This is a genomic window from Parahaliea mediterranea (genome assembly GCF_017255185.1).
Lineage (GTDB): Bacteria > Pseudomonadota > Gammaproteobacteria > Pseudomonadales > Halieaceae > JAFKCZ01.
Window position 1 is genome coordinate 377863 of sequence record NZ_JAFKCZ010000005.1, and the last position, 22392, is coordinate 400254.

At 61.6% G+C, this 22392-nt stretch carries 18 protein-coding genes; 16 read left to right on the forward strand and 2 right to left on the reverse strand.

From position 1 onward, the window contains the following. Positions 1–24: 24 nt before the first annotated feature. From JYP50_RS08465 to JYP50_RS08480, 4 genes are all read left to right on the forward strand, one after another. Positions 25–1662 carry a methyl-accepting chemotaxis protein gene (locus JYP50_RS08465; protein WP_206560059.1) on the forward strand — a complete coding sequence of 546 codons (1638 nt, stop codon included), beginning with the start codon at positions 25–27 and terminating at the stop codon, positions 1660–1662. A gap of 63 nt (positions 1663–1725) precedes the next feature. Further along, positions 1726–2175 carry a nuclear transport factor 2 family protein gene (locus tag JYP50_RS08470; protein WP_206560060.1) on the forward strand — a complete coding sequence of 150 codons (450 nt, stop codon included), beginning with the start codon at positions 1726–1728 and terminating at the stop codon, positions 2173–2175. Positions 2176–2584: 409 nt separating this feature from the next. Further along, the gene (locus JYP50_RS08475) at positions 2585–4819 is read left to right on the forward strand and encodes a TonB-dependent receptor domain-containing protein (RefSeq protein ID WP_206560061.1); all 2235 of its coding nucleotides are present in this window, start codon (positions 2585–2587) and stop codon (positions 4817–4819) included. Positions 4820–4858: 39 nt separating this feature from the next. Further along, positions 4859–5641 carry a glucose 1-dehydrogenase gene (locus JYP50_RS08480; protein WP_206560062.1) on the forward strand — a complete coding sequence of 261 codons (783 nt, stop codon included), beginning with the start codon at positions 4859–4861 and terminating at the stop codon, positions 5639–5641. Positions 5642–5688: 47 nt separating this feature from the next. Here JYP50_RS08480 and JYP50_RS08485 read toward each other — a convergent pair whose 3' ends face one another. Continuing rightward, positions 5689–6477 carry a glucose 1-dehydrogenase gene (locus JYP50_RS08485; RefSeq protein WP_206560063.1) on the reverse strand — a complete coding sequence of 263 codons (789 nt, stop codon included), beginning with the start codon at positions 6475–6477 and terminating at the stop codon, positions 5689–5691. Between the two features lie 89 nt (positions 6478–6566). Continuing rightward, positions 6567–7076, reverse strand: a complete 510-nt coding sequence (locus tag JYP50_RS08490) for a 2,4'-dihydroxyacetophenone dioxygenase family protein (protein WP_206560064.1) — start codon at positions 7074–7076, stop codon at positions 6567–6569. A 216-nt stretch (positions 7077–7292) separates the two neighbouring features. Between JYP50_RS08490 and JYP50_RS08495 the strand changes: the two genes are divergently transcribed. From JYP50_RS08495 to JYP50_RS08550, 12 genes are all read left to right on the forward strand, one after another. Then, positions 7293–7832, forward strand: coding sequence for a VOC family protein (locus tag JYP50_RS08495; RefSeq protein WP_206560065.1), 540 nt, complete (start codon positions 7293–7295; stop codon positions 7830–7832). Between the two features lie 107 nt (positions 7833–7939). Further along, complete coding sequence (locus tag JYP50_RS08500) at positions 7940–9037, forward strand: helix-turn-helix transcriptional regulator (RefSeq protein ID WP_206560066.1); 1098 nt, start codon at positions 7940–7942, stop codon at positions 9035–9037. A 322-nt stretch (positions 9038–9359) separates the two neighbouring features. Further along, on the forward strand, positions 9360–9752 hold the full coding sequence (locus JYP50_RS08505; protein WP_206560067.1) for a GreA/GreB family elongation factor: 393 nt from the start codon (positions 9360–9362) through the stop codon (positions 9750–9752). Between the two features lie 494 nt (positions 9753–10246). Then, a complete protein-coding gene (locus JYP50_RS08510) occupies positions 10247–12448 on the forward strand; it encodes a TonB-dependent receptor (protein WP_206560068.1) in 2202 nt (733 codons plus the stop codon). A gap of 31 nt (positions 12449–12479) precedes the next feature. Beyond that, the gene (locus JYP50_RS08515) at positions 12480–13088 is read left to right on the forward strand and encodes a cupin domain-containing protein (RefSeq protein WP_206560069.1); all 609 of its coding nucleotides are present in this window, start codon (positions 12480–12482) and stop codon (positions 13086–13088) included. Next, the gene (locus JYP50_RS08520; protein ID WP_206560070.1) at positions 13085–13897 is read left to right on the forward strand and encodes an aspartate/glutamate racemase family protein; all 813 of its coding nucleotides are present in this window, start codon (positions 13085–13087) and stop codon (positions 13895–13897) included. Before JYP50_RS08515 ends, JYP50_RS08520 begins: the two co-directional genes overlap by 4 nt. 45 nt (positions 13898–13942) lie before the next feature. Continuing rightward, positions 13943–14260, forward strand: a complete 318-nt coding sequence (locus tag JYP50_RS08525) for a cupin domain-containing protein (RefSeq protein WP_206560071.1) — start codon at positions 13943–13945, stop codon at positions 14258–14260. Between the two features lie 30 nt (positions 14261–14290). Next, positions 14291–16378: a hydantoinase/oxoprolinase family protein gene (locus JYP50_RS08530; RefSeq protein ID WP_206560072.1), complete on the forward strand. Its 2088-nt coding sequence runs from the start codon at positions 14291–14293 to the stop codon at positions 16376–16378. Positions 16379–16382: 4 nt separating this feature from the next. Then, positions 16383–18053, forward strand: coding sequence for a hydantoinase B/oxoprolinase family protein (locus tag JYP50_RS08535; RefSeq protein ID WP_206560073.1), 1671 nt, complete (start codon positions 16383–16385; stop codon positions 18051–18053). Between the two features lie 22 nt (positions 18054–18075). Beyond that, positions 18076–19380 carry a Xaa-Pro dipeptidase gene (gene pepQ, locus JYP50_RS08540; protein ID WP_206560074.1) on the forward strand — a complete coding sequence of 435 codons (1305 nt, stop codon included), beginning with the start codon at positions 18076–18078 and terminating at the stop codon, positions 19378–19380. A 228-nt stretch (positions 19381–19608) separates the two neighbouring features. Then, positions 19609–20160: a hypothetical protein gene (locus JYP50_RS08545; RefSeq protein WP_206560075.1), complete on the forward strand. Its 552-nt coding sequence runs from the start codon at positions 19609–19611 to the stop codon at positions 20158–20160. After that, on the forward strand, positions 20157–22250 hold the full coding sequence (locus JYP50_RS08550; RefSeq protein ID WP_206560076.1) for an alpha/beta fold hydrolase: 2094 nt from the start codon (positions 20157–20159) through the stop codon (positions 22248–22250). Before JYP50_RS08545 ends, JYP50_RS08550 begins: the two co-directional genes overlap by 4 nt. Positions 22251–22392: the final 142 nt, after the last annotated feature.

A 22392-nucleotide genomic window follows, 5' to 3' on the forward strand; every position in this document is an offset into this window, starting at 1 on the left:
TCAATTGAGAGGAAGTGTCCCGCCATGCGTAGGAACATGCCGGTTACCCAGAAAGAATACGAGTTCGAAGACGGTCTCACCCTGTTGTCCACCACGGACCTGCAAAGCCATATTCTCTACGCCAATCCCGCCTTTATCGACGTCAGCGGTTTCTCGCGGGAGGAGCTCGATGCCCAGCCGCACAATGTCGTGCGCCATCCCGATATGCCGCCACAAGCCTTCGCCGACATGTGGCGCACCTTGAAGGCCGGCAAGTCCTGGACGGCGCTGGTTAAAAATCGCCGCAAGAACGGCGATCACTACTGGGTCCGCGCCAACGCCACGCCAATGATTCGGGAGGGAGCGGTCCGGGGCTTTCTGTCCGTGCGCACGCGCCCGACCAGGGAGGACATCCGGCGCGCGGAGGGTTTGTACGCCCGATTCCGCGAGGGAACCATGGGCAACCGGGTTTTCCGCGACGGGCTGTTGGTGCGTACCGGCATACTGGGTCGGCTGTGGTCGTCGCCGCAACTGCTGAGCGTGGCCTGGCGCATTCGCCTGGCGGTCGCGTTGGTGCCGCTGGCAAGCTTTGTGGTCGCGGCCGCTTTCAACCTGGGGCCTTCGGTCACCGGTATCGTGACCGGTACGTCGGCCGCGGCCGCATTGTTGGTGGCCTGGCTGCTGGAATGGCAGATTGCGCGCCCCCTGGCGATGATTGCCCGGCAGGCCCAGCGCGTGGCTTCCGGTTGCGCCACGGACAACCTGCAGCTGAACCGCATTGACGAGATCGGCAGGATTCTTCGCAGTATCAACCAGGCGGGCCTGAACCTGCGTGCACTGGTGGATGATGTCGGTGCCCAGGTGGAGGGGCTGGGTAGCGCGTCCGGCGAGATTGCCCGGGGCAACAGCGAGCTGTCCCGGCGCACCGAGGCGTCCGCCGCCAGCGTCGCCGAAACCGCGGCGGCGGTGGAGCAGTTGACGGCAACGGTCTCGCAAAACACGCAGGCCTCGAGCAAGTCGGCCGCGCTGGCCAAAACAGCCAGCGCGGCGATGGAGGACGGCGGCGAGGCGGTCGCGCGGGTCGTGGCCACGATGCAGGTGATCGCCGACAGTTCCGGCAGGATCTCCGACATTGTTGCGGTGATCGACAGCATTGCCGCCCAGACCAACCTCCTCGCCCTGAATGCCTCGGTGGAGGCCGCGCGGGCTGGCGAGCAGGGTCGCGGTTTCGCGGTGGTTGCCGGCGAGGTGCGGAGCCTGGCGGCACGTAGCGCCGATGCCGCGCGCCAGATTCGGGAGCTGGTCGACGCCAATGTCGAGAGGGTGCGGGTGGGGTCCAGTCTGGCCGACGAGGCCGGCGATACCATGGCTGGCCTTGTCCAGCGGATTCGCGAGGTCAGTAGCCTGCTGGATGAGATTACCCGCGCGAGCGAGGAGCAGGCCCGGGGAGTAGGCCAGGTGGGGGTCGCCATGGAGCAGCTGGACAGCGCCACCCAGCAGAATGCCGAACTGGTGGAGCGCAGTCGCGAGTCATCGGAGGATTTGCGCCGTATGCTCCGGCGCGTGGCCGACGCCCTCGCCGTATACCGTGACGAGACCGCGGGTGTGGCGCCGGCGGCCTCCGCCGGGGTCGAACCCTTCCCCGCGGCAGGCGAGGAAAAATTGAAGGCCGCGGGCGGGTAGTGGTCACCCGCTCGGGCGATCTCCCGCGCCTGGTCTATACTTCGATCGCGGGAGGACCTGCCTATGAGTTCGGTACAAGAGATATTCCTGGCCTACGCCACGGCTTTTGAAGCGACCTACGAGGATGACGACTGGGAGCGGCTGCGCCCCTATTTCGCCACCGACGCCATCTACGAGGTGGTGGGCGGGCCCATGGCCTGTCGCATCGAGGGCGTGGATAACATTCTCCGCGCCTTGAAAAAGTCCATCGACGGCTTCGATCGCCGCCTCGACAGCCGCCGCCTCGACCTGCCCGCGGCGCCGGAGGTGGAGGGCGATACGCTCAAGCTGCGGTGGGTGGTTACCTACACCAGGAACGACTCGCCCCCGGGTGAACTCCGCGGCCGCTCCGAGGCCACGGTGCGCGACGGTGTGATCGTCGAGTTGCGGGACTTCTACGACGACGCGGAGCTGGCGCCCTTTGGCGAGTGGCTTGCGCGCCATGCGCCGGATCTGGACGGATCCTACGTGTAGGCGTTTCGCCGCGATACGTTCGTGGCGAATTGACGGTTTGCGCCCGCGTCGCCGGCGATGCCGCAGTCTCCCCACTTTTGCTGCCCCGGCGGCCCCCCCCGGCCCGAACTGCGCCACCACGTCCGGAATCTCGCCCGGTTCCAGGGCCCGCGGTTCCGACGTGGGCTGAAAGCCCTCGGGCGTGAAGGTGCGAATGTCCCTCCTGACCATCGAGGAGGAGATCGGGGCTTGCCCGCCCTCCTGGGAGCAGGTGTGGGACACCCGCCCGGAGTGCATGCCCGGCAAATTGAGTAGTTCTCGCTATCCCGGTTTGCGCCCGAATCCCTAGACTGGTTGGCACATTGTCCGTTAGCGTCGCAGCGCGTCACAGTGTTGCGAACCAATAACAATCACCGTGAGGTCAGTCATCGTGAAACGCCCGCTTCGCGCCCTCGGCGCTGTTGTCTCCGCAAGTCTTATGGTCAGTGACGCGCTCGCCGTGGCGCTGGAGGAAGTGGTGGTCACCGCCACCCGCCGGGAGGCGAATATCCAGGATACCGGCATCTCCGTCACCGCGATCACCGGGGACGCCCTTAAGCAAATGAATATCACCGACACCGAGTTGCTCACCATGGTGACGCCGGGCTTGATGTTCCAGAACGGCGGCGGCTCCCCCCTGGTGGGCCTGGTGTCCATTCGTGGGGTGGCGCAGAACGATTTCGCGGGACATATCGAGTCGCCCAATGCCCTCTACCTGGACGAGGTCTACCAGTCCTCGATATCGACCAATTCCATCAAACTGTTCGATATCGAACGGGTGGAAGTACTGCGCGGGCCCCAGGGCACGCTGTTCGGGCGCAATGCCACCGGCGGGTTGCTGCACCTGATTACCCGCAAGCCGGCGGACCAGCTCGAGGGTTACGTGAACCTCTCCGTGGGCAGCTACAACTCGCGGATTGCCGAGGCCGCGGTCAGTGGCCCCCTGAGCGATACCGCGTCGGCGCGACTGGCGCTGTATCGCAGCAAGGCGGACGGCTTCATCGAGAACGAAATTGGGCCCGATCAACCCGAGGACGACACCTTCGCCGGGCGCCTGCACCTGCGCCTGACGCCGGGGGAAAACCTCGACGTCCTGCTCTCGGCCGACTTCTACGATATGGATGTCGACAACGTCGGCGCCGCCCATTCCCAGGGCGCGGTCATCGATCCGGTGACCGGGCTTGGCGAGAATGTCTCCGGCATCGCCAATACCGTCACCGGCTATGTTGACGCCGACGGCGATATCTACAGCGGCGCTTACGACCAACCGGGTTACCTGCAGCGCGAATCCAGCAACTTCACCGCGAATATCTCCTATCAATTGGGCGAGTTGACACTGGTTTCGATCACCAACTTCAACCATGTGGAGTCGCGCTACCTGGAAGACAACGACCTGAGCCCCCTTCCCTTCATCGACTTTGCCCAGACCGGAGACAGCGACACGGTCAGCCAGGAATTGCGCGTGGTCGGGGACAGCGGCGACTGGCGCTGGACCACGGGTCTCTACTACCTCGACATCGACGGCGAGTACTCCCAGTCGCTGATGGTCAATCCGCCGCCGGATTACGATCCCTCGGTGGTGCACCTCGGCCAAACTGGTTTGTGGCGCGTGGACACCCGCTCCTACTCGCTGTTTGGCCAGGCCGAGTACGATATCGACAGCCAGTGGATGCTCACCGCGGGCCTGCGCTGGACCTACGACGAGAAAGACTACGGTTACGACGCCCAGCCCTTTCTGGTGGCGGGCGGTGTTGAGGTGCCCGGAGCCGCGCCGCTGGGCGTGCCCCCGGGCAGCCTGATCGAGGAGGTGCTGGCGAACGGACCGGTGAGCGACTCCCACGACGAGGGCGGCTATTCCTTCCGCCTGCAGGCGGACTACGCGGCCAGCGAGGACTGGCTGTTGTACGCCAGCTTCAACAAGGGCTACAAGGCCTTCAACTACAACGCCGGGTTTGCCGGGCACGCGCCCTTCGACGGCCTGCGTTTTGACGGCGAGGACATCTACGCCTACGAAGTGGGCAGTAAACTGGACTTCTGGGACCGTCGCGCGCGCTGGAATATCAGCGCCTACTACTACGACTACCGCGACTACCAGGCCTTCGACCAGCGCGGTATCAACTTCACCCTATACAATACCGATGCCCGGATCAGCGGCCTGGACACGGAGTTTACCTTCAGTCCCACCGTCAACAGCACCTTGACCCTGGGTGCCGCCTTCCTGGAGACCCAGGTGGAGGACGTGCTCATCGGCGCCGATCCCGCCAACCCCATATCGGTCGATCGCGAGGCCCCGCAGTCGCCGGACTTTACCTTGAGCGCTGGCGCGGCCCAGGATTTCCCGATCCAGAGCGGGCGTATCTCGTTGCAGCTCAACGCCTACTACAACAGCGGCTACTACTCCCAGCTGACCAACGCCCCCAACACCGATATTCCCGGCTTTACCATCGTCAACGGGCGTATCAGCTATATCAATGAGCGCCACGGCTTCGACCTGTCGGTCTTCGCCAGGAACCTGTTCGACAAGGAGTACTACACCTACGCCTTCGATATCGCCAGCAATGGCTTTACCGAACAGAGTCTCGGTGTCGCCCGCTGGGTTGGCGTCGAGGCCCGCTATGAATTCTGAGTGCCGGTGTCATCGATCCAGGCGAAAGGAGGTAGTACAGTGAAATTGACAGAGCGAGTGGCCCTGGTGACAGGCGGGGCTTCGGGTATCGGCCGCGCGAGTTGCATCGCGCTGGCCGCGGAAGGCGCCCGGGTCATGGTGGCCGATCTCAATGGGGACGGCGCCGCGGCGACCGCCAGGGGCCTGGGTGACCACGGCGCCAGCGTGGTGATGGACGTCGGTTGCGAAGCCGACTGGGAGCGCGCTATGGCGCGGATACAGGAGCGCTTTGGCCGCCTGGACATCCTGGTCAATTGCGCCGGCATCGGGGTTAGCGGCAACGCCGAGGATATCGAGATGGCGGAGTGGGAGCGCGTGGTGGCGGTCAACCTGACTGGCACCATGCTGGCCTGCAAGCACGGCATCCGCGCCATGCGCGCCGCCAAGTCCACCACCGGCTCGATCATTGCGATTTCATCCATTGCCGGGGTGTTCGCGGCGCCGGACCTTACCGCCTACTGCGCGACCAAGGGCGGTGTCACCATGCTGAGCAAGGCGGTGGCGCTCAACTGTGCGGCCCTCGGCTACGACATCCGCTGCAACGCCATTCACCCCACCTATGTCGATACCGAGATGCTCGACCCGGTAGCCGAACAGGTTGGCGACCGAGAGACCATGCTCGGCGCCATGCGTGAGAACGTGCCCATGGGGCGTCTGGCGACTGCGGAAGATATCGCCAAGTCGGTGGTGTTCCTGGCCAGTGACGATTCCGCCATGATCACAGGTAGCACCTTCCTCGTGGATGGCGGCACTACCGCCGGGATGCCGGGCCGGCATTCCTGAAGGGCATCTCCTGGCGGGTGGTTGGTAAACCGCCCGCCAGGAAAACGCTAGTTACTGAGCAGCATACCGCCGTCCACCAGCATGCGATCACCGGTGACGTGGCGGCTTTCGTCGCTGGCCAGGTAGAGCGCGGCGTTGGCCACGTCCTCTTCACTGCCGAATTCCCCGGTGGGGATCTGGGTGAGAAAGCCCGCTTCTGCCTGTTCTTGGGTGATGCCATGCTGGGCCGCGGTTGCGGCCACCAGGCGGTCGTGCATCGGCGTGCGGATTTGTCCCGGGTGAATGCAATTGCAGCGTATGGGATAGCCCTGCTGCGCGCAGTACAGGGCGACCGACTGCGTGAGGTGGCGAACCGCGGCCTTGGCCGCGCCGTAGCCGGCGATAAACGGAACAGGCAACAGTCCGCCTATCGAGGACATGTTGATGATGCTGCCGCCGCCCTGGCGCATGTGCCGGATGGCGTATTTGCAACCCAGCAGTGTGCCGTCAAAGTTGACGTTAAAGATTTTGCGCGTGTGTTCGAGATCAACATCTTCGAGCAGGGTCCCGAGGCCTGCATCGGCAAAGCCTGCGTTGTTCACCAGGATGTTCACCGGACCACTGTCCGCTTCGATGGTCGCGAACAGGTCCGCCCACTGTGCCTCGTCGGTGACGTCCTGGGCGATGAACCGCGCTCCGATATCATCCGCCGTGGTCCGTCCCGCGCTGTCGTTGATATCTGTAATAATCACCTCGGCGCCCTCGCGGACGAAGGATCGGGCGATGGCCCGGCCCAGTCCCGAAGCTGCGCCAGTGACCAGCGCGCGCTTGCCCGCCAGTCGTCCACTGTTGCTCATGCTGTGCTCTCCTGTTGTGTGATGAACTGCCCCTTGAAAAGGTGTTGAAAAAGCCCCGCAAGGCTTTTTCAAGGGGGTAGGCGCCGGCTTTACTGGTCCCACTCGTCCGGCAGGTCGATATGCCCGGCTGCGTTGTGCTCAACCGCCATGTCGTACATCTTGCGCGCATCCAGCACCAAGGCGACGCTGCCGTCTTCGTTGTAGCCCATCAGCGGGCCGTGGGCGATCGCGAACATCATCATACCCTCGTCCCCGGTGACCGGCTTGTGATTGATCCCGGCGGGCTCGAACACGTAGTGGTCCTTGAACCCCCAGTCATCCTCGTAGGCAAAGCCGCCCTCGAGGATGTAGCCCTCGACGGCGCCGACGTGGCCGTGAATCGGGGCGATATTGTTGGGGCCCACCTTCAGCATCATGGTGAAGCCGCCGGAGTGGGTATTGATAGCCAGCAGTTTGAAGTAGGTGTCGGGCATGACCCAGGGCGCCCAGGGGAGTTCCTCTTGATTGAAAAAGGCGCTCTTGATGTGTTTGTACACCGGCACGTCCGCCAGGTTGTGGTCTTGTAGCTGGTTGGGTTGCGAGGTATCCGCGGTATTCATGCTGTCGCTCCAATCTGATGGTGATGGGCCGCCCACTGGCGGCATGCTCGGGCAGAGTAGCGATGGTCGCGCGGGCCCGACAGAGTGAAAATACCTAGGCGGCAGCCCAGGCCCTGAGTAGTTTTCGCTATTCACCTGGCTACCCCTGTCGCCGCACCCTAGGCGGCCCATATAAATCCGCCCGGCCATCACGCGCCGCGAACAAGGAACCAGGAAATGCCCGTACTGAACTTTGGCCAGCCGGATGAAGGCGTGATTCAAATGGCCTTCATCACCGACGACCTGCAACGAGCCATGCGCGACATGAGTGCCTGCCTGGGGGTGGGGCCATGGTTCCATTTCGAGGAATTCGAGTTGTGCGAACTGCGCTACATGGACGAGCCCGCGGATTTCCGCATCGGCCTGGCGCTGGCGAACTCGGGCCACATGCAGTTCGAGCTGATCCAGCCGCTGGACGACAAGCCCTCGCCCTATCGCCGGACGCGCGAGCGGCGCGGCTGGGGATTCCACCATTACGCAGTGGCGGCCAGGGATTTTGACGGCACCTGCGCGCGCCTGGGCGGACAGGGCTACCGGCGGCTGGTGGAGTGCTCGGTGCCGGTCGGCGCGCGCGCGGCCTACTACGACACCGACGATGCCCTCGCGGGCATGATCGAGGTGGTGGAAATGACGCCGGAGGTCGAGACTCTGTGGACCACCATCCATCACGCCAGCGTCGGCTGGGACGGAGAGGACCCGGTTCGCTCCATGACTTGAAGCCTCCGTGGGCGCGGGGTTTGTACTCTCGCCCGTCGTGGCTTAATCTTGGCTGACCGCTGCATACCGATAAGATGACCCCATACGCAGCAGGAGGTGCCCCCGCAATGTCTGTGCATAATGCCGCCACGGCCGCTACGATCCGTTCCATTGTCGATTGCGAGAGCCTGCCCGCTGTCGCCGACAGCATCCTGCGACCCGTCGCCCGCTTGTTGAACGCCGATAGCGCGGTTTACCTGCAATTTCACTGCGACGACTACGGGCGCCCGGCAATCTGCCAGAGCAGCTATACCGGGCGGCGGCCGGAAACACTGGACGAGTACATGTCGGGCTTCTTCGCCGAGGACCCGGTGCTGAAGCCGATGATGGAGCGTCCCCAGCGCTGGAAACAGTTCAACGCGCCGATGAAGCTGCACCTCAGCCGGCAGGTAAAGCGCTCCCAGCTGCGCGGCACCGACTACTTCCGCAACTTCCTGCACCCCAACAATCTCGGCGACGTGCTGGGGCTGGTGGTGCCCATCGATTGCGACGGCCCGAAGATGCTCTGCGTGGGGCTGCACCGTTCCGAACAGAGTCCGCGCTTCACCCAGCCGCAGAACGCCGCGCTGGAGGCGATTTCCGGGCCGCTGCGCGTGGTGCTGCAAAACCTCTGCCTGAAAACCGCGATCAACGAGCAGGCGGCGCTGGTGCAGGCCCTGGATCGCAGCGATTCCGGTGTGGAGTTCGCGGTACTCGACCAGCGGCTGCGGGTACAGCGCGCCAGCCGGCGCCTGCGCGACTTGTTTCGCCACCTGCCTGCGGGTTCGCGTCAGCTCGCGCAACTGCGCGCCGCCGCCCGCGACCTCGAGCGCCGCGTGGCCCGCGGCGGGGAGGTGCACACCCCGATCGAGCTGGCTGGCAAACTGAGCGCGGAGTTGCGCATCGTGCGCGGCCGCGAGGAATCGCACTTCGTGTTGGTGGTCCCCGACGCGCGGCGCGATGGCGCCCAGCCGCCGGCACTCCCGCCCCGTCCACGGCAAGAGGTGGGCATCACCCGGCGCGAGCAGGACGTGGTGGAGCAGGTGGCCAGCGGCCTGAGCAACGCCCAGGTGGCGTCGGCGCTGGGCATCAGTATTCGCACCGTGGAGAACCACCTGCGGGCGATCTACGACAAGCTGGGGGTCAATAGCCGCACGCAGCTTATTCATCGGGTGTACGACTACTAGTTTTTGGCTGGCTGGCGCATCGTTGCGTTGGCCGGTGTAAGCAGGCACATTCAGTCCTGGTCGCGCGGTTCTGCCCGGTTATTTCCAGTTATTTGCTTTTACCCTTGGGAGTGGCTATGGTGCCCTTGTTCTCCCTGTAACGTAGTTAAGCGGGTGTATTGCGTGATGCGTCGTTTAGTGCGTGGACTCCTCGAGTCTCCCTTCATCTTCCCCTGTTAGGCCAGGCGCCGTTGGGCGCCTGGCTTGCTAACCCGTCAATTTTTTAATCTGCCTGTAGTCCCGGTGATGCCTGTCGCCGGGCTTATCCGTGTGGTGTGTGTCAATGAAAATGGGAGTGGAATTTCAGCGTTCCGCCATGAGCTGCGTCTGGCAGCTATACGGCCGGCCAATGGCGCTGGCGCGCTTATTCGATCTACTTGAAAAATTGCAGCTCGGGACGGCCCGGGCCGGGTCCGCCGGCCCCGGCTGCGCGGTGGAAGTGGAGGATCTTGCCCACCGCGAAAAGGGCCGTTTTTGTCTTGTTGGTGATGATCAAGCGAGGGCCGGGACCGGGGACATTTCGGTGTTTTCACCCCTGGGCGCGGCCCTGGTTGGCTTGAGGGTTGGGGATATCGCAGAGGTTAGGTTGGGCTGTCGCACGCACCACTTCCTGATCCTGCAAATCAATTCGATTCAGCAACCGTTAACTGCAGACGAGGAGGGGAAAGGATCATGAAGCCCATAGCCTGCCGCTACGTTGTCAATCCATCGACGGGGGACAGCGGCAGCCCCGGATTCTTCAGTGAGGCTGGAATATGAGCAAGGAAAAACCGAAAAAAGAGGCGAAGAAAAGCCTGAAGGAAAAGCGTCGGGAAAAGCGTGACAAGCGCAAGTCCGACAGCTAGCACCGTTTGTGGCCGGGCATTTTGCCCGGCCAATTTTCCAGGGAGCCCGGCACCACCGCCGGGCCTCGAGCCAGTCCCCGCGGGGCGCCGCGGACGACGCGCGTCCCGAGCCGCGGTCGCTGAAATCCCCCGGTTTAACCGCCACCTCCAATCCTGATCGTCCGCGTGAGACAAGTGAATGCCCCCTTCGAGCCGGGGCGCCGAGGCACAAATTTAAAAAAATTATATTACTTAAAAATTTAAGTAATATAAAAAGTATAAGTACTGACTGCTTGTTGGTGAAAAGCACAGCCCGAAACACAACTTTATAAAGTGGGGGAATGGCATGAATCACAGTACAAAACTGGCTGCTGCCGTGCAGGTTGCATTAATGGGTATTGCCGGTGCGCCGGCCGCGAGCCAGGCGCAGGGCATGCTGGAGGAGGTTGTCGTCACGGCCCGGCAGCGTGCCGAGAGCCTGCAGAGCGTGCCTCTGAGTGAAACCGCGTTTACCGCGACCCAAATCGAGGACGCGAAAATCGACCAGGTCGGTGATTTCGTCGCCCTGACGCCCAACGTCACACTGGCGGACTCCCAGAGCAAGGGCGTGGCGTTCATGACCATCCGCGGCGTGTCGCAAGTGCGCAATGGCGAACCGCCGGTGGCCACTGTCGTGGATGGGGTGCTGCAGATTAACTCCCGTCAGTTTACCCAGGAGTTGTTCGATGTCGAGCAGATCGAAGTGCTGCGCGGGCCCCAGGGCGCGCTCTACGGCCGCAATGCGACGGGTGGGGCGATACTGATCCGTACCAAGCAACCCAGCAACGAGTTCGAGGGATACGCGCGCCTCGGCGCGGGCAAAGGGAACGAGGTGCGCCTGCAGGGCTCGGTAAGCGGCCCGATCATCGAAGACAAGTTGTTGTACCGGCTGGCCGGTAGCTATGTCGACGGCGACGGTGTCCTCGACAACGAGTTTCTCAACGAGACGGTTGATTTCTACGAGGACAAGACGGTTCGGGGGATGCTCAAGTGGTACGCCACCGACGATCTGTCCGTGGATTTTCGTGCGAACATCAGCCGTTCGGAAACCGGCGCGGTTACGTTTCAGTACCAACCCGCGCAGTTCGAGGATGAGCGGCCCTGTTATACCAACGAGTCGCTTATTTTCGCGGGTGGTAGCGATGCCGACCGGGCGACCCGGTCTTTCTGCGCCAACAACCTGGGCGAGGGCGACAGGGACATTGACGAACTGTCGCTCAAACTCGACTACCAGTTGGGGTTTGCCGATCTAACCGCGATTACCTCGTGGAACAGCGTGTCGGAGTACACGGCTGGAGACCAGTTCCCCTATACCGCCGCCACCAACATCTTCGGATCCACCGATGGCACGCAGACCCAGTATGCGGACATCGAAGCCTGGAGCCAGGAGGTGCGACTGACATCACTGCAGGACCAGCGGCTGCGCTGGATGGTTGGGGCATACTATCTGGAGACCGATCGTTTCGTATCCACGACCACGGGAATGGATTTGCGGGAGGGGATTGTCAGGATCGAAAGCACCCCCCGGTTCGACAGCGCCATCAACCCGACCCTGTCCTTCCTTGCCGATGACAACGACAACACGGCCTGGGCTGTCTTTGGAAGCCTGAATTACGACATTACCGACAACCTGGAGGCGTCGTTTGCCGCGCGCTATGACGAGGATGAGCGCGAACAGCTTGTCTCGCCGCTCAATACCAGCGGTGCGCCGGGCGCGGTGAACAAGGCGACCTTTGACAAGCTGCAGCCCAAGTTGTCCCTGCGATACGCATTCAACGACGACGTTCAGGTCTACGGTTCCTGGGGCGAGGGTTTTCGTTCGGGCCAGTTCAACCAGAACGGGGTCGCGGAGGCCGCCGCGGCGGCCGGCGTGGTCGGTGTTGTGGATGTGGTGGATCAGGAAGAAACGGAAACCTTTGAAATCGGCTTCAAAAGCGAGTGGTGGGACAACCGGGTGCGCTTGAACGGCGCGATTTACGATACCACCATAGACGGATTCCAGTATTTTGTTTTCGTCGGTGAAGTCGGCGCCCAGGTTCTGGTAAACATCGATGAAGTCGAGGTCATGGGCGGTGAGCTTGAGTTGCAAGTGAGCCCTGTCGAGGGTCTGAACCTCTACTCCGGATTCGGCGTGTCCGACAGCGAAATCAAGGCGTATACCCTGAACCCCGATGCGAAGGGAAACAAAGCGCCCTACGTGCCTGAAATGACCTTTAACCTGGGTGGGCAATACCGGTTCCCGATTGGAGATTCCCTGGCAATTCTGACTCGCCTGGATTACGAGCACCGCGGAGAGCAGTATTGGGATCCGGAAAACAGTACCGCCCGCTCGGCCATCGACCTAGTGCGGGCGAGGCTGGGGATCGAATCGATCGATCAGACCTGGTCTATCATCGCATCGGTCGCCAACCTGACCGACGAGAAGTACAACGAGGAATGGGTGCTGGGTGGCTTTGCCAATCCGGCGGACCCGAGAACCTGGTCGGTGGATTTCAGGTATAACTTCTAATCCGCAAGAACCTACCTGCCGAGGGATTACAGTGCTTAAGGAACTACTTGAAAAGAAGGAGAAGTACGGCCACTCCGTTGGCCCCGCGATTCGCGCCAGGCGCAAGGAGCTGGGTATGACGGTGGTGCAGCTGGCCGGTAAGTCGGGTCTTTCCGGCGCTTTCATCTCCCTGATCGAGCGCGGCAAGAGCAGCTATTCGCTGGTTTCGCTGCAATCGATCGCCGAGGCGCTGGACGTCGATATCGGCTACTTCATCGATGTCCCGGAAGGTGAAAGCCTGGTCAAGCGAGCCGGCGCCAACGATTACCTGGACATCGACAGCCCGGTCAAGTACCGCTTGCTGAGCAGCAGTCTGCCCCACCAGCGTATGGAGCAGATTTCGATGGAGATACCCCCCGGCTATCAGTTTCCCTTTGTGAAGCGCGACGGCGAGGGCTTTATCTACGTCCTTGAAGGCGAGTTGGTTATCACTGTCGCCGGTGACGAGTCCGTGCTCGGGCCGGGGGACAGTATCCACTACGACTACCAGGCGGGTATCGGCACCGCCAACCACAGTGAAAAACCGACGGTACTACTGTGGTGCGGCGCCCCGGCATGGCTGCACAAGAACCTGACAGACAACGAGGACAGCGAGTCATGACTGGCAGTGAAAGCAACAAAAAGCCGCGAATACTCTGGGTGAACCCCCTGGGTTACAAGGAATACGACCAGCCCATTGCGGAATTCATCGAGTCCATCATGACGCCGGGCTTTGTCGTCGACGTGGTCTCGTTCGATATGTCACCTTCGCCCGCGCACCTGGAATACCGCACCTACGAGGCACTGGCTATCGGCGACATCGTGCGCGTGGCCCGACATGCGGGAGAGTCTGCCTACGATGCCATGGTCATTGGCTGTTTCTATGATCCGGGCCTGGAAGACGCGATGGAAATATCCGGCGGCTGTACCGTGCTGGCGCCCTGCCAGGCCAGCCTGGATGTGGCGGCCCGGCTCAGCAACCGCTTTTCCATTATTGTCGGCCAGCAAAAGTGGGTTGAACAAATGACCGAGCGCGTCGCCGCATACGGCTATGCGAGTAAATTGGCATCCATGCCCTCGATCGACATTCCCGTGCCCGAACTCCAGGCCGACTGCCAGTATACCGAGGACAGGATCATCGAGGCGGGACGCCTGGCCGTGGAGCGTGATCACGCCGAGGCGCTGATCCTGGGGTGCACCTGCACCTTCGGGCTGTACGAGCGCGTTCAGCGGGAACTGGGGGTGCCGGTTATCGACCCCATTGTCGCCAGTTACCGCGCCGCCGAGCACATGGCGGCGCTCAATGTGCAGTTCAACTGGGCCACAAGCCGGGTTGGAAGCCTGCGTCCGCCGCCTGAGGCGGAACTGGAAGCCTTTGGCCTTTTCGCGTCGCCGGCGCCCATAGGAAACACCATTCACTTGATCCGCTAGGTCCGCCAGGCTGTATATGGCGCCAGTGACACCAGAGATCTACCGATGAATATCTACCATTTGAAAGAACGCGAAGTCCGCGAGTTGCAGGTCGAAACCCTGGAGGAGGTTGCGCCAACAGGCACGCGCCCCATCGCCTCGGGCTTTGCCGCATTTCCACGCGGTGCGCGAGTACCCGAAAGCGGGTTGTCGAGCCATGACCAGCATGAGATTTCCTACGTTATCGAGGGCCGGCTGGAAGTCACGCTGGAACAGCAAACCCGGACCCTCGTGGCTGGAGATGCCGCCTGCATAGCAGCCAATGAACTGCATGCTTCGCGGGCGCTGGAAGACAGCAAGGTTTTTTGGGTCCTTTGTGGCTAGACCAATTACCCCTCCCGGAGGATACATAATATGAGAGCGGCCAGTGATGTCGGTGGCACCTTTACCGACCTTGTTTACTACAATACGGATTCCGAGGCCGGCGGCGCCGGCCTGGTGGCGGCAGTCAAGGCCGATACCACGCCCCCCAACTTCGAGCGCGGGGTGATGAACGCCATTGACAAGGCAGCGTTGTCGCCGTCGGAGTTTGATTTTTTTGCCCATGGCTCCACGGTGGTGATCAACGCCTTGACCGAACGCAAGGGCGTGCGGACGGCGCTTGTCACCACGCGTGGCTTCCGCGATGTTCTGGAAATCGCCCGGGGCAACCGTCCCGACCTGTTCAATTTCAACTTCCGCAAGCCCAGTCCCTTCGTCGATCGATACCTGCGGGCGGAAGTGGACGAGCGCGTGAATTTCAAGGGCGTGGTGGAGCGCGAGGTCGATCTCGCGCCGCTGGATGAATTGGTCGCCTACTTCAAGTCGGAAGGTGTCGAGGCGATTGCTGTCTGCCTGCTGCATGCGTATCTGGAGCCGGCCAATGAAATCAAGGTCGCCGAGCGTATCAAGGCGCTCTGGCCGGACGTGTCGGTACTCGCGTCCCACGAAATCAGCCGCGAGTGGCGGGAGTACGAGCGCACCAGTTCCACGGTGCTGTCGGCCTATGTTCACCCCATTGCCAAGACCTATATCGAGTCACTGGAAGCGCGCCTGTCCGAAAGCGGCTTTGCCAATGCCCCGTATATGATGCAGTCAAATGGCGGTATTTCGACAGTGGAAGCGGCGAAGTCGAATCCGATTACCATGGTGGAGTCGGGGCCGGCGAGCGGGATTTTCGCCGCCGCCTATATGGGCAAGGTGATTGACGAGCCGAATCTCATCGTGCTGGACATTGGCGGCACCACCGCGAAATGCACCTTGATCGAGAAATCGGAGGTCAAGATAACCACCGAGTACTACATCGAGAGAGACGGCCGCAACCCGGGCTATCCCATTCAGACGCCGGTGTCTGAGATCGTTGAGATAGGCAATGGCGGGGGAAGCATCGCCTGGGTCGACGAGGGGCGCAAGCTCCACGTTGGCCCGCAATCGGCGGGGGCCATGCCGGGGCCCGCGGCTTACGGCAAGGGCGGCGACAAACCGACCACGACCGATGCGAACCTGGTGCTGGGCAGGATTGATCCGCAATCCTTTGTCGGCGGCGAGGTCGAGCCCGACTGGGATGCCGTTGACAGGGCCTTCGCGCCGCTTTGCGACGAATTGCAGCTGGGCAAGGAAGAGGTGGCCCGCGGCATCGTCAGGATCGCCAACGCCAATATGACCAATGCCCTGCGCCTGGTATCGACCAATAAAGGTCATGACCCACGCGATTTCGCGCTGATGGCGTTTGGCGGCGGTGGCGCCATGCACGCGGTGTCGTTGGCGGAGGAGCTCAAGGTGCCGCGGGTCATTATTCCGGTGAATTCGGCGGTATTCTCCGCATGGGGCATGCTGCTGACGGATTTGCGTCGCGACTACATCCGCACCGCTCCCATGTCACTGAGTGACGATGCCGGGGATGACATTGACCGCATGTTCCAGCGGCTCAAGGACGATGCGCAGACGGGTTTTGCGGCCGACGGTGTCGAGGCATCGGCCGACAAGTACTCCTTCGAGTACCTGGCCGACATGCGCTACGAGGGGCAGGAGCACACCGTGAAGGTGCCGGTGTCCTGGCGGGATGATTCCGTGGACGTGGAGGGGACCTCGCTGGCTTTCCATGAGGCACACGAGAAGCGCTTCACCTATCGCCTGGATGTCGGAGTCCAGATCGTCAACTTCCACCTGGTTGGCAAGGTGCTGGTGGAGAAGCCCGATCTGCAGAAAAAGGCGCGGCACGGCCTGGCGCTGGATGCGTGCCTCATTGGCCGTCGCAAGGTGGATTTTGACCAGCACGGCGAGCACGAATCGGCTATCTATGACGGAGACAGGCTGGAGCCGGGAATGTCCTTCACCGGGCCCGCGGTAATCCAGGAAAAATCGGTAACCCTGGTCATCCCGCCCGGCAAGCGCGCCGGCATAGACGACTACGGCAATTACCACATTGAAATTTTTCCCGAACAGGGCGCCGCGGAGGGTTGATTCCATGACTGCCGATATTTTTACCGCTGAAATCATCAAGGACGCCATCGTGTCGCTGGGCGAAGAGATGTTTATCGCCATGGTGCGGACAAGCATGAGCCCCATTATCTATGAAACCACCGACTTCGCCGTCGGTGCGACGGATGCCGAAGGCAACCTCCTGGCCCAGGGCAACGGCGTTACCGCCTTTCTGGCGACACTGGATACCGCGGTGCAGAGCCTGCTTACGCACTATGGGAAGGAAGACATCCGTCCCGGGGATGTGTTTATCAGCAATACGCCCTATGAAGGTGGTGGTACGCACCTGTCGGATGTCGTGTTGATGATCCCGGTATTCAGTGAAGGCGACCTGATTGCCTGGACGGTCAATAAGGCGCACTGGACCGAAGTCGGCGGTGCGCAACCGGGCAGCGTGTCCACCGTCGCGACCGAGATTTACCAGGAAGGGCTCCATTTCCGTTTCCTGAAACTGTACGACGAGGGTCGGGAGAACACCGCGCTAACCAGCCTGATACGCACCAATGTGCGGCTGCCGGATTCCACGATTGGGGATATGCACGCCGGTGTCGCCGCGGCCAAGGTCGGTGCCCGGCGCATTGAGGAGCTGGTAGGAAAATACGGTCGCGGCGCGGTGCTCGATGCCATGCGGGGTTTGCTCGACTACGGTGAAAGGATGACCCAGGTGGAGCTGGGCAAGCTTCCCCAGGGGACCTTCGAGGCCGAGGATATCGTGGAAGAAGACGGCCTCGGCAACGGACCCTTTACGGTGAAGGTCAAAATCACCATCGACGGGCACAGAATGGTCGCCGACTTTACCGGCACGGATCCCCAGGTGGCGGGGCCGATCAACTGCTCCTACACCGGCCTGGTGACAGGGGCGCGATGCCTGTTCAAGTCGGTGACCAATACCGAAATACCGGCCAACGGCGGCTGTTTCCGCGCGCTGGAAGTCATCTGTCCCGAGGGCACCATCCTCAGCGCGCAGAATCCCGCGCCGGTATCGTTGTACTACGAGCCACTCATCGCGGCGATCGATGTGATGTGGAAAGCGCTGGCTCCGTCGCTTCCGGATCGCCTGCCGGCGGGGCACCAGCGCAGTGTTGGCGCGACCTTTATCTCCGGCGTGCACCCGGATTCGGGTGATCTGTTTGTCATGGGAGAACCCCTGGTGGGCGGCTGGGGCGCCTCGGACCGGCAGGACGGCGACAACGGGCAATTCTGCTGCGCGAACGGCGAAACCTTCAATATACCGGTGGAGCTGTTCGAGAGCCGCTACGGGCTCCAGGTCCAGCAGTACGCGTTTCACGACGAGGATGGCGGCGCCGGCGAATTCCGCGGCGGCAAGGGGGTGATTCTGGACTACCAGGTTACGGCACGGGAGGCCTTTCTTACCTACGCGGCCAGCCGCACGCAGTCGCGTCCCTGGGGCATGCGCGGCGGGCAAGCCGGGTCCAACAACTACGCCCAGATACTGAAAACCGACGGCAGCGTCGAGCGCCATCACATGTGTACGATGGCCCGGGCCGGGCAGGGGGATGTCATCCGTCTGGTTTCGGCAACGGGGGGGGGTTATGGCCGTCCCGAGGAGCGGCCCCGGGAGGCGCTGGAGAGTGATATCAAGAATGGATACGTGACCCCGGCACAGGCGAAGGAATACTATGGATACCAGGCCTGATATCAATCGCGGACTCTAAAGCATGCAATCCTACGCCGATCATCTTCGTTACAAAATGGCGACAGCCCGGCGGGCTGGCGCCGCCGCCGGCTACGAGGCCCTGCTGATCGCCTCTGGCGGCGAGTCGATGCTGTTTCGCGACGATATCAGTCACCCGTTTCGCGTCAATCCGTATTTCGCCGAATGGGTGCCGGTGATCGACCAGCCCGATCGCTACCTGTGGATTGACCTGGGGGATGAGAGCATAACCCTGCTGGCGCCCGGGGGTGTGGATGTGTGGCACACCGCGCCCCCGCCGCTGCCCGAATGGGTATTGGGCCTGGTTGAGGTCCGGGAATACGCTACGCCCGCCGAGCTGGACGCGCTGGTCGCATCCAGCGGGAAAGTCGGCTTTATCGGTCGCGCCGAGTCAGCCCCGGAAGGGGTGTCAACGGAGAATATCAATCCCGCCATTGTGCTGTCCCACATCGACTTTGCCCGCGCCGTCAAGAGTGAATACGAACTGGAATGCCTGCGCGCGGCCAACGCGCTGGCGTCGCTCGGGCACCGCGCGGTCAGGGATGGTTTCGAGCGCGGACTGTCGGAATACGAACTGCTGCTGGAGTATCTTTCCGCGACGAAATGCCGTGACCAGCAGCTGCCCTACCCCAGCATAATCGCGCTGAATGAAAACGCGGCGGTGCTGCACCATATGGCGCTCCAGGTCCACGCGCCAGCCGAAAATCGCTCCTTGCTGATTGACGCGGGGGCATCCCACCTTGGCTACGCCGCGGACATCTCCCGCACTTACGCCATGGCCAAGGGCGATTCCTTGTTTGCCGAGCTGGTGAGCGCCGTCGACGCGCTCCAGCGCCGGCTTGTCACTCAGCTAGGCAGCGTCTCCAGTTATGCGGCGCTGCATGAGGCGGCGTATCGCTCGATTGCCGGGGTCATGCGGGACATGGGGCTGCTGAAGGTCGCCGTGGACGAGGCACTGGAAACGGGCTTGGTCAACCATTTCATGCCGCACGGCGTGGGGCACCTGATTGGCGCGCATGTCCACGACAAGGGCGGATACCTCGTGAATAGCTGGGGTGAGGAGAAGCTTCCGCCTCGGCAGTTTCCCGCGTTGCGCTGTACCCGCGACATTGAACCCGGCATGGTGTTTACCGTGGAGCCGGGTATCTATTTTATTCCGAGCCTGTTGGAACAAATTGACGATGCCGAACGGAAAGTCGACCTCGGCCTGGTGAGCAGGCTGCTGCCCTATGGCGGCGTCAGGATTGAAGACAACGTCGTGGTGCATGCCGATGGCGTGGAGAACATTACCCGGGCGCTGCTGCCTTAACAGTTAGAAGGCCGGCGGCGCGACAGCTCCGGTATGATAAGCAAGACCGTGGCGTTATTAATTGGCTGCGGTCGTGTTGGCATGGGTGTGCTCGCCGATGCCCGGGTTGTGTATAGCCCGTGGCGAATCCCACATGGCGCGCATATCACCGCATCGCCAGGTTGACCACCCGTCCCCCGACTGCTCTAATCCATCGCAGGAAGAATAATTAGTTGGCAAGGATGGCTTGTGGTTAGGCTGTTGACGGTATTTCTGTTATCACTGGTTTCCGCGTGCTCTTTTCGGGCAAACAGCATCAAACAGGATGGTGACTACTCCCTTGCGCCCGGCGAAGGGCTCGTCCTGATTGGCGTGGAAACCAACATCGATTTGCTCAAGCTAACGGTCGTTGGCGAAGAGAATATTTTTCTGCCGTGGGAGGAGTTGCAGAAGGGGGACCGCTACCTTCTCGTGGAACTGAAAGCCGGCGAGTACCGGTTTTCGCGTGTTTCGCTCACCAGTACCTACTACTACAGCGTTCACGGTTCGGAGTTCACCTTTGAGGTCAGGCCGGGAACGGTAAACTACGTTGGCGATTTCAGGATCAGGAACGCGAACTGGTTTGGCGGCACCGCATATTTCTCGCTCATAAACCAATCCTCGCTGGCGCTGGAGTTCATGGAGGAGAACTTTCCCCAATTGATGTCTGCCACCTCGCTCACCTATGCCGGGCCCGGAACCGACGGATTTCTTGAGTTCGCACAGTCCCTCCGCGCCGGGGCTTCGGGAGCTGCGGAGTGAAACGATTGTTGTACGGACTCCTGCTTGTCGCAAGCTTCGGCCTTTTTCCCGCCGGTGCGATGGCGCAGCCGATTAGCGGTGAAGACCTCTTCAGGCCCAGCAGGATCTCGCTACCCGTAATCAGCCCCGGCGGCAAATACCTTGCCACCTTCCTCAACGAAGGCGACGAGCGCGGCATATTCATCGTCGATGTGGCTACAGGAATTTACTACCCGCTGCTGAATTTTGACCGGAACACCGACCTGCGGAGCTTTACCTGGGTCGATGGCGACACGCTCTACGCGAGCTATATGGTCTTTGGGCGCCTGTTTCGGCAGGAAATTATCGATCTCACGCCGTCAAACCTCGCCAGGAAATCGCACGGCCGTCGAATCCACGAGCCGGGATACCTGCTTGATCCCCTCAGGCATCAAAGTGATCAAATACTCTACGTGCGCACCGATGAAGACGGCGGGAGCGAAATCGTTACCGCATCGGTCAGCGATATGCGTATTGGAAAGTTCACCTCGGAAACGGCTTTCGAGCATCCGCGCGAGGGGGCTTTGCGCTACGGATACGACCCGGATTCGTCGACCTATTTCTCCTACCACTGGGACGAGGAGAGTGAGACCTCAAGCGTTTGGTACCTGGAGCGCAAACGGGATACCTGGAAGCAACTGTTCAGTAGCGGTGACCGGGAGCTGTATTTCAAGTGGCTCGCCAATCTGGGTAACGAACAGTTCGCGGTGCTGACCAATATCGCCTCGGATCGTACCGCTGTGTATCGCTACGACGCGCGCGCCGGTAAATTCGGGGAACCGCTCTACCAGCACGAGCGCTACGATCTGGTCGACGCGGAAATTGATCGTTCGACCGGCAATGTGCTCTCGGTATCGTTTTTTGACCACGGACGCTACAGCACGAAGTACCTGTACAGTGACGCGTCCCGCGAATCCCGCTTGTTGAAAAACGCCTTCCCGGGCAAGCAGATCATCACCCTGTCGGAAGACAAGTCGAGCAGCCAGCGGGTTCTTGGCGTGTTTGCGGACGATGACCCGGGAACTATCTATCTGTTCAACCCGGAGACTTGTCGCGCCGAACTCATTGAATACATTAATCCGGCACTCGTCGATGCAAAGCTGGCGAAGACCGAAGTGATCTCGGTGGTTGCGGAAGGTGACGTTCCCCTGGAGGGCTTTCTTACCAGGCCGCGATCGGGGGATAACGGCGTCCTTCTGGTCATGCCCCACGGCGGGCCTATCGGTAGGCGTGACTACAACGACTACAATGCGGAATTGCAATATTTCGCCAGCCGCGGCTATTCCGTATTGCGCGTCAATTTCAGGGGGTCGGCGGGATACGGTCGAACCTTCACGGATGCGGGTAGAGCGCAGTTCGGCGAATTGATCGAGCGCGATATTGGCGCCGTTGTTTCCGAGGTGCGGGATCGTTTCGGCTACAGCCGGGCCTGTGCCGTCGGATCCAGCTATGGTGGTTACTCGTCGACGATGCTTACATTGGCCGACCCGGACTTCTACCGATGCGCGGTGGCGATGTACGGCGTTTACGACCTGCCATTGATCTACAGCGCGAGCAAGTTCAAGGCCGGGGAGTCTTTTCGCAAGACAATGTCTGAAATCCTGGGTGATGACCTCGACGAGCTGAGGGCCCGTTCTCCGTTGTACCTGGCCCATCGCCTGGAGCGTCCGATTCTTTTGATCGCCGGCACCGATGATGAAATAGCGGATTTTGAACACAGCAACCGCATGAAGTATACGCTGCGGGCACTGGGAAAAGACTTTGAGTACCACTTTTACCCGGGCGAAGGGCACGGCCAATCCACCTATGATGGCGATCAACATCAATACGCGCTGATCGATGACTTTATCCGCCGCAAACTCGGCTTGAATGATTTCACCCGTGGGGAATTCTCGTCAATGGTGGCGGCTGAAAGTCTGTTGCTGGCGGAGTCATTCGATGAGGATGGCGACTATCCCGACGAGCAGCGGGCGCAGTATTTCTATGGCAAGGCCGCACGGGCCGGCAGCTTTGAGGCCAGGAAAAAGTTGGGGCTCACCTATTCGGACGACGCGGTGAAAGATGAGCCTTGACACTTCCAGTACGCGCCGGGTTCGCGTGGGTTTGGCTGCCTTGCTGGCGAGCCGCTGCCCCCAGCCGGCTCCCGGGGTGGCTCGGCCCTGTGTTGTGCGTGGCTTGCGGGAAAACAGCAGTTGCGGCTAAAGAAAGTTAGTT

Excerpts from the sequence above, each read along its gene's own strand:
- JYP50_RS08465 (WP_206560059.1), top strand. The coding sequence starts at position 25 with ATGCGTAGGAACATGCCGGTTACCCAGAAAGAATACGAGTTCGAAGAC.
- JYP50_RS08470 (WP_206560060.1), top strand. The coding sequence starts at position 1,726 with ATGAGTTCGGTACAAGAGATATTCCTGGCCTACGCCACGGCTTTTGAA.
- JYP50_RS08485 (WP_206560063.1), bottom strand. The coding sequence starts at position 6,477 with ATGAGCAACAGTGGACGACTGGCGGGCAAGCGCGCGCTGGTCACTGGC.
- JYP50_RS08490 (WP_206560064.1), bottom strand. The coding sequence starts at position 7,076 with ATGAATACCGCGGATACCTCGCAACCCAACCAGCTACAAGACCACAAC.
- JYP50_RS08495 (WP_206560065.1), top strand. The coding sequence starts at position 7,293 with ATGCCCGTACTGAACTTTGGCCAGCCGGATGAAGGCGTGATTCAAATG.
- JYP50_RS08500 (WP_206560066.1), top strand. The coding sequence starts at position 7,940 with ATGTCTGTGCATAATGCCGCCACGGCCGCTACGATCCGTTCCATTGTC.
- JYP50_RS08505 (WP_206560067.1), top strand. The coding sequence starts at position 9,360 with ATGAAAATGGGAGTGGAATTTCAGCGTTCCGCCATGAGCTGCGTCTGG.
- JYP50_RS08510 (WP_206560068.1), top strand. The coding sequence starts at position 10,247 with ATGAATCACAGTACAAAACTGGCTGCTGCCGTGCAGGTTGCATTAATG.
- JYP50_RS08520 (WP_206560070.1), top strand. The coding sequence starts at position 13,085 with ATGACTGGCAGTGAAAGCAACAAAAAGCCGCGAATACTCTGGGTGAAC.
- JYP50_RS08525 (WP_206560071.1), top strand. The coding sequence starts at position 13,943 with ATGAATATCTACCATTTGAAAGAACGCGAAGTCCGCGAGTTGCAGGTC.
- JYP50_RS08530 (WP_206560072.1), top strand. The coding sequence starts at position 14,291 with ATGAGAGCGGCCAGTGATGTCGGTGGCACCTTTACCGACCTTGTTTAC.
- JYP50_RS08535 (WP_206560073.1), top strand. The coding sequence starts at position 16,383 with ATGACTGCCGATATTTTTACCGCTGAAATCATCAAGGACGCCATCGTG.
- pepQ (WP_206560074.1), top strand. The coding sequence starts at position 18,076 with ATGCAATCCTACGCCGATCATCTTCGTTACAAAATGGCGACAGCCCGG.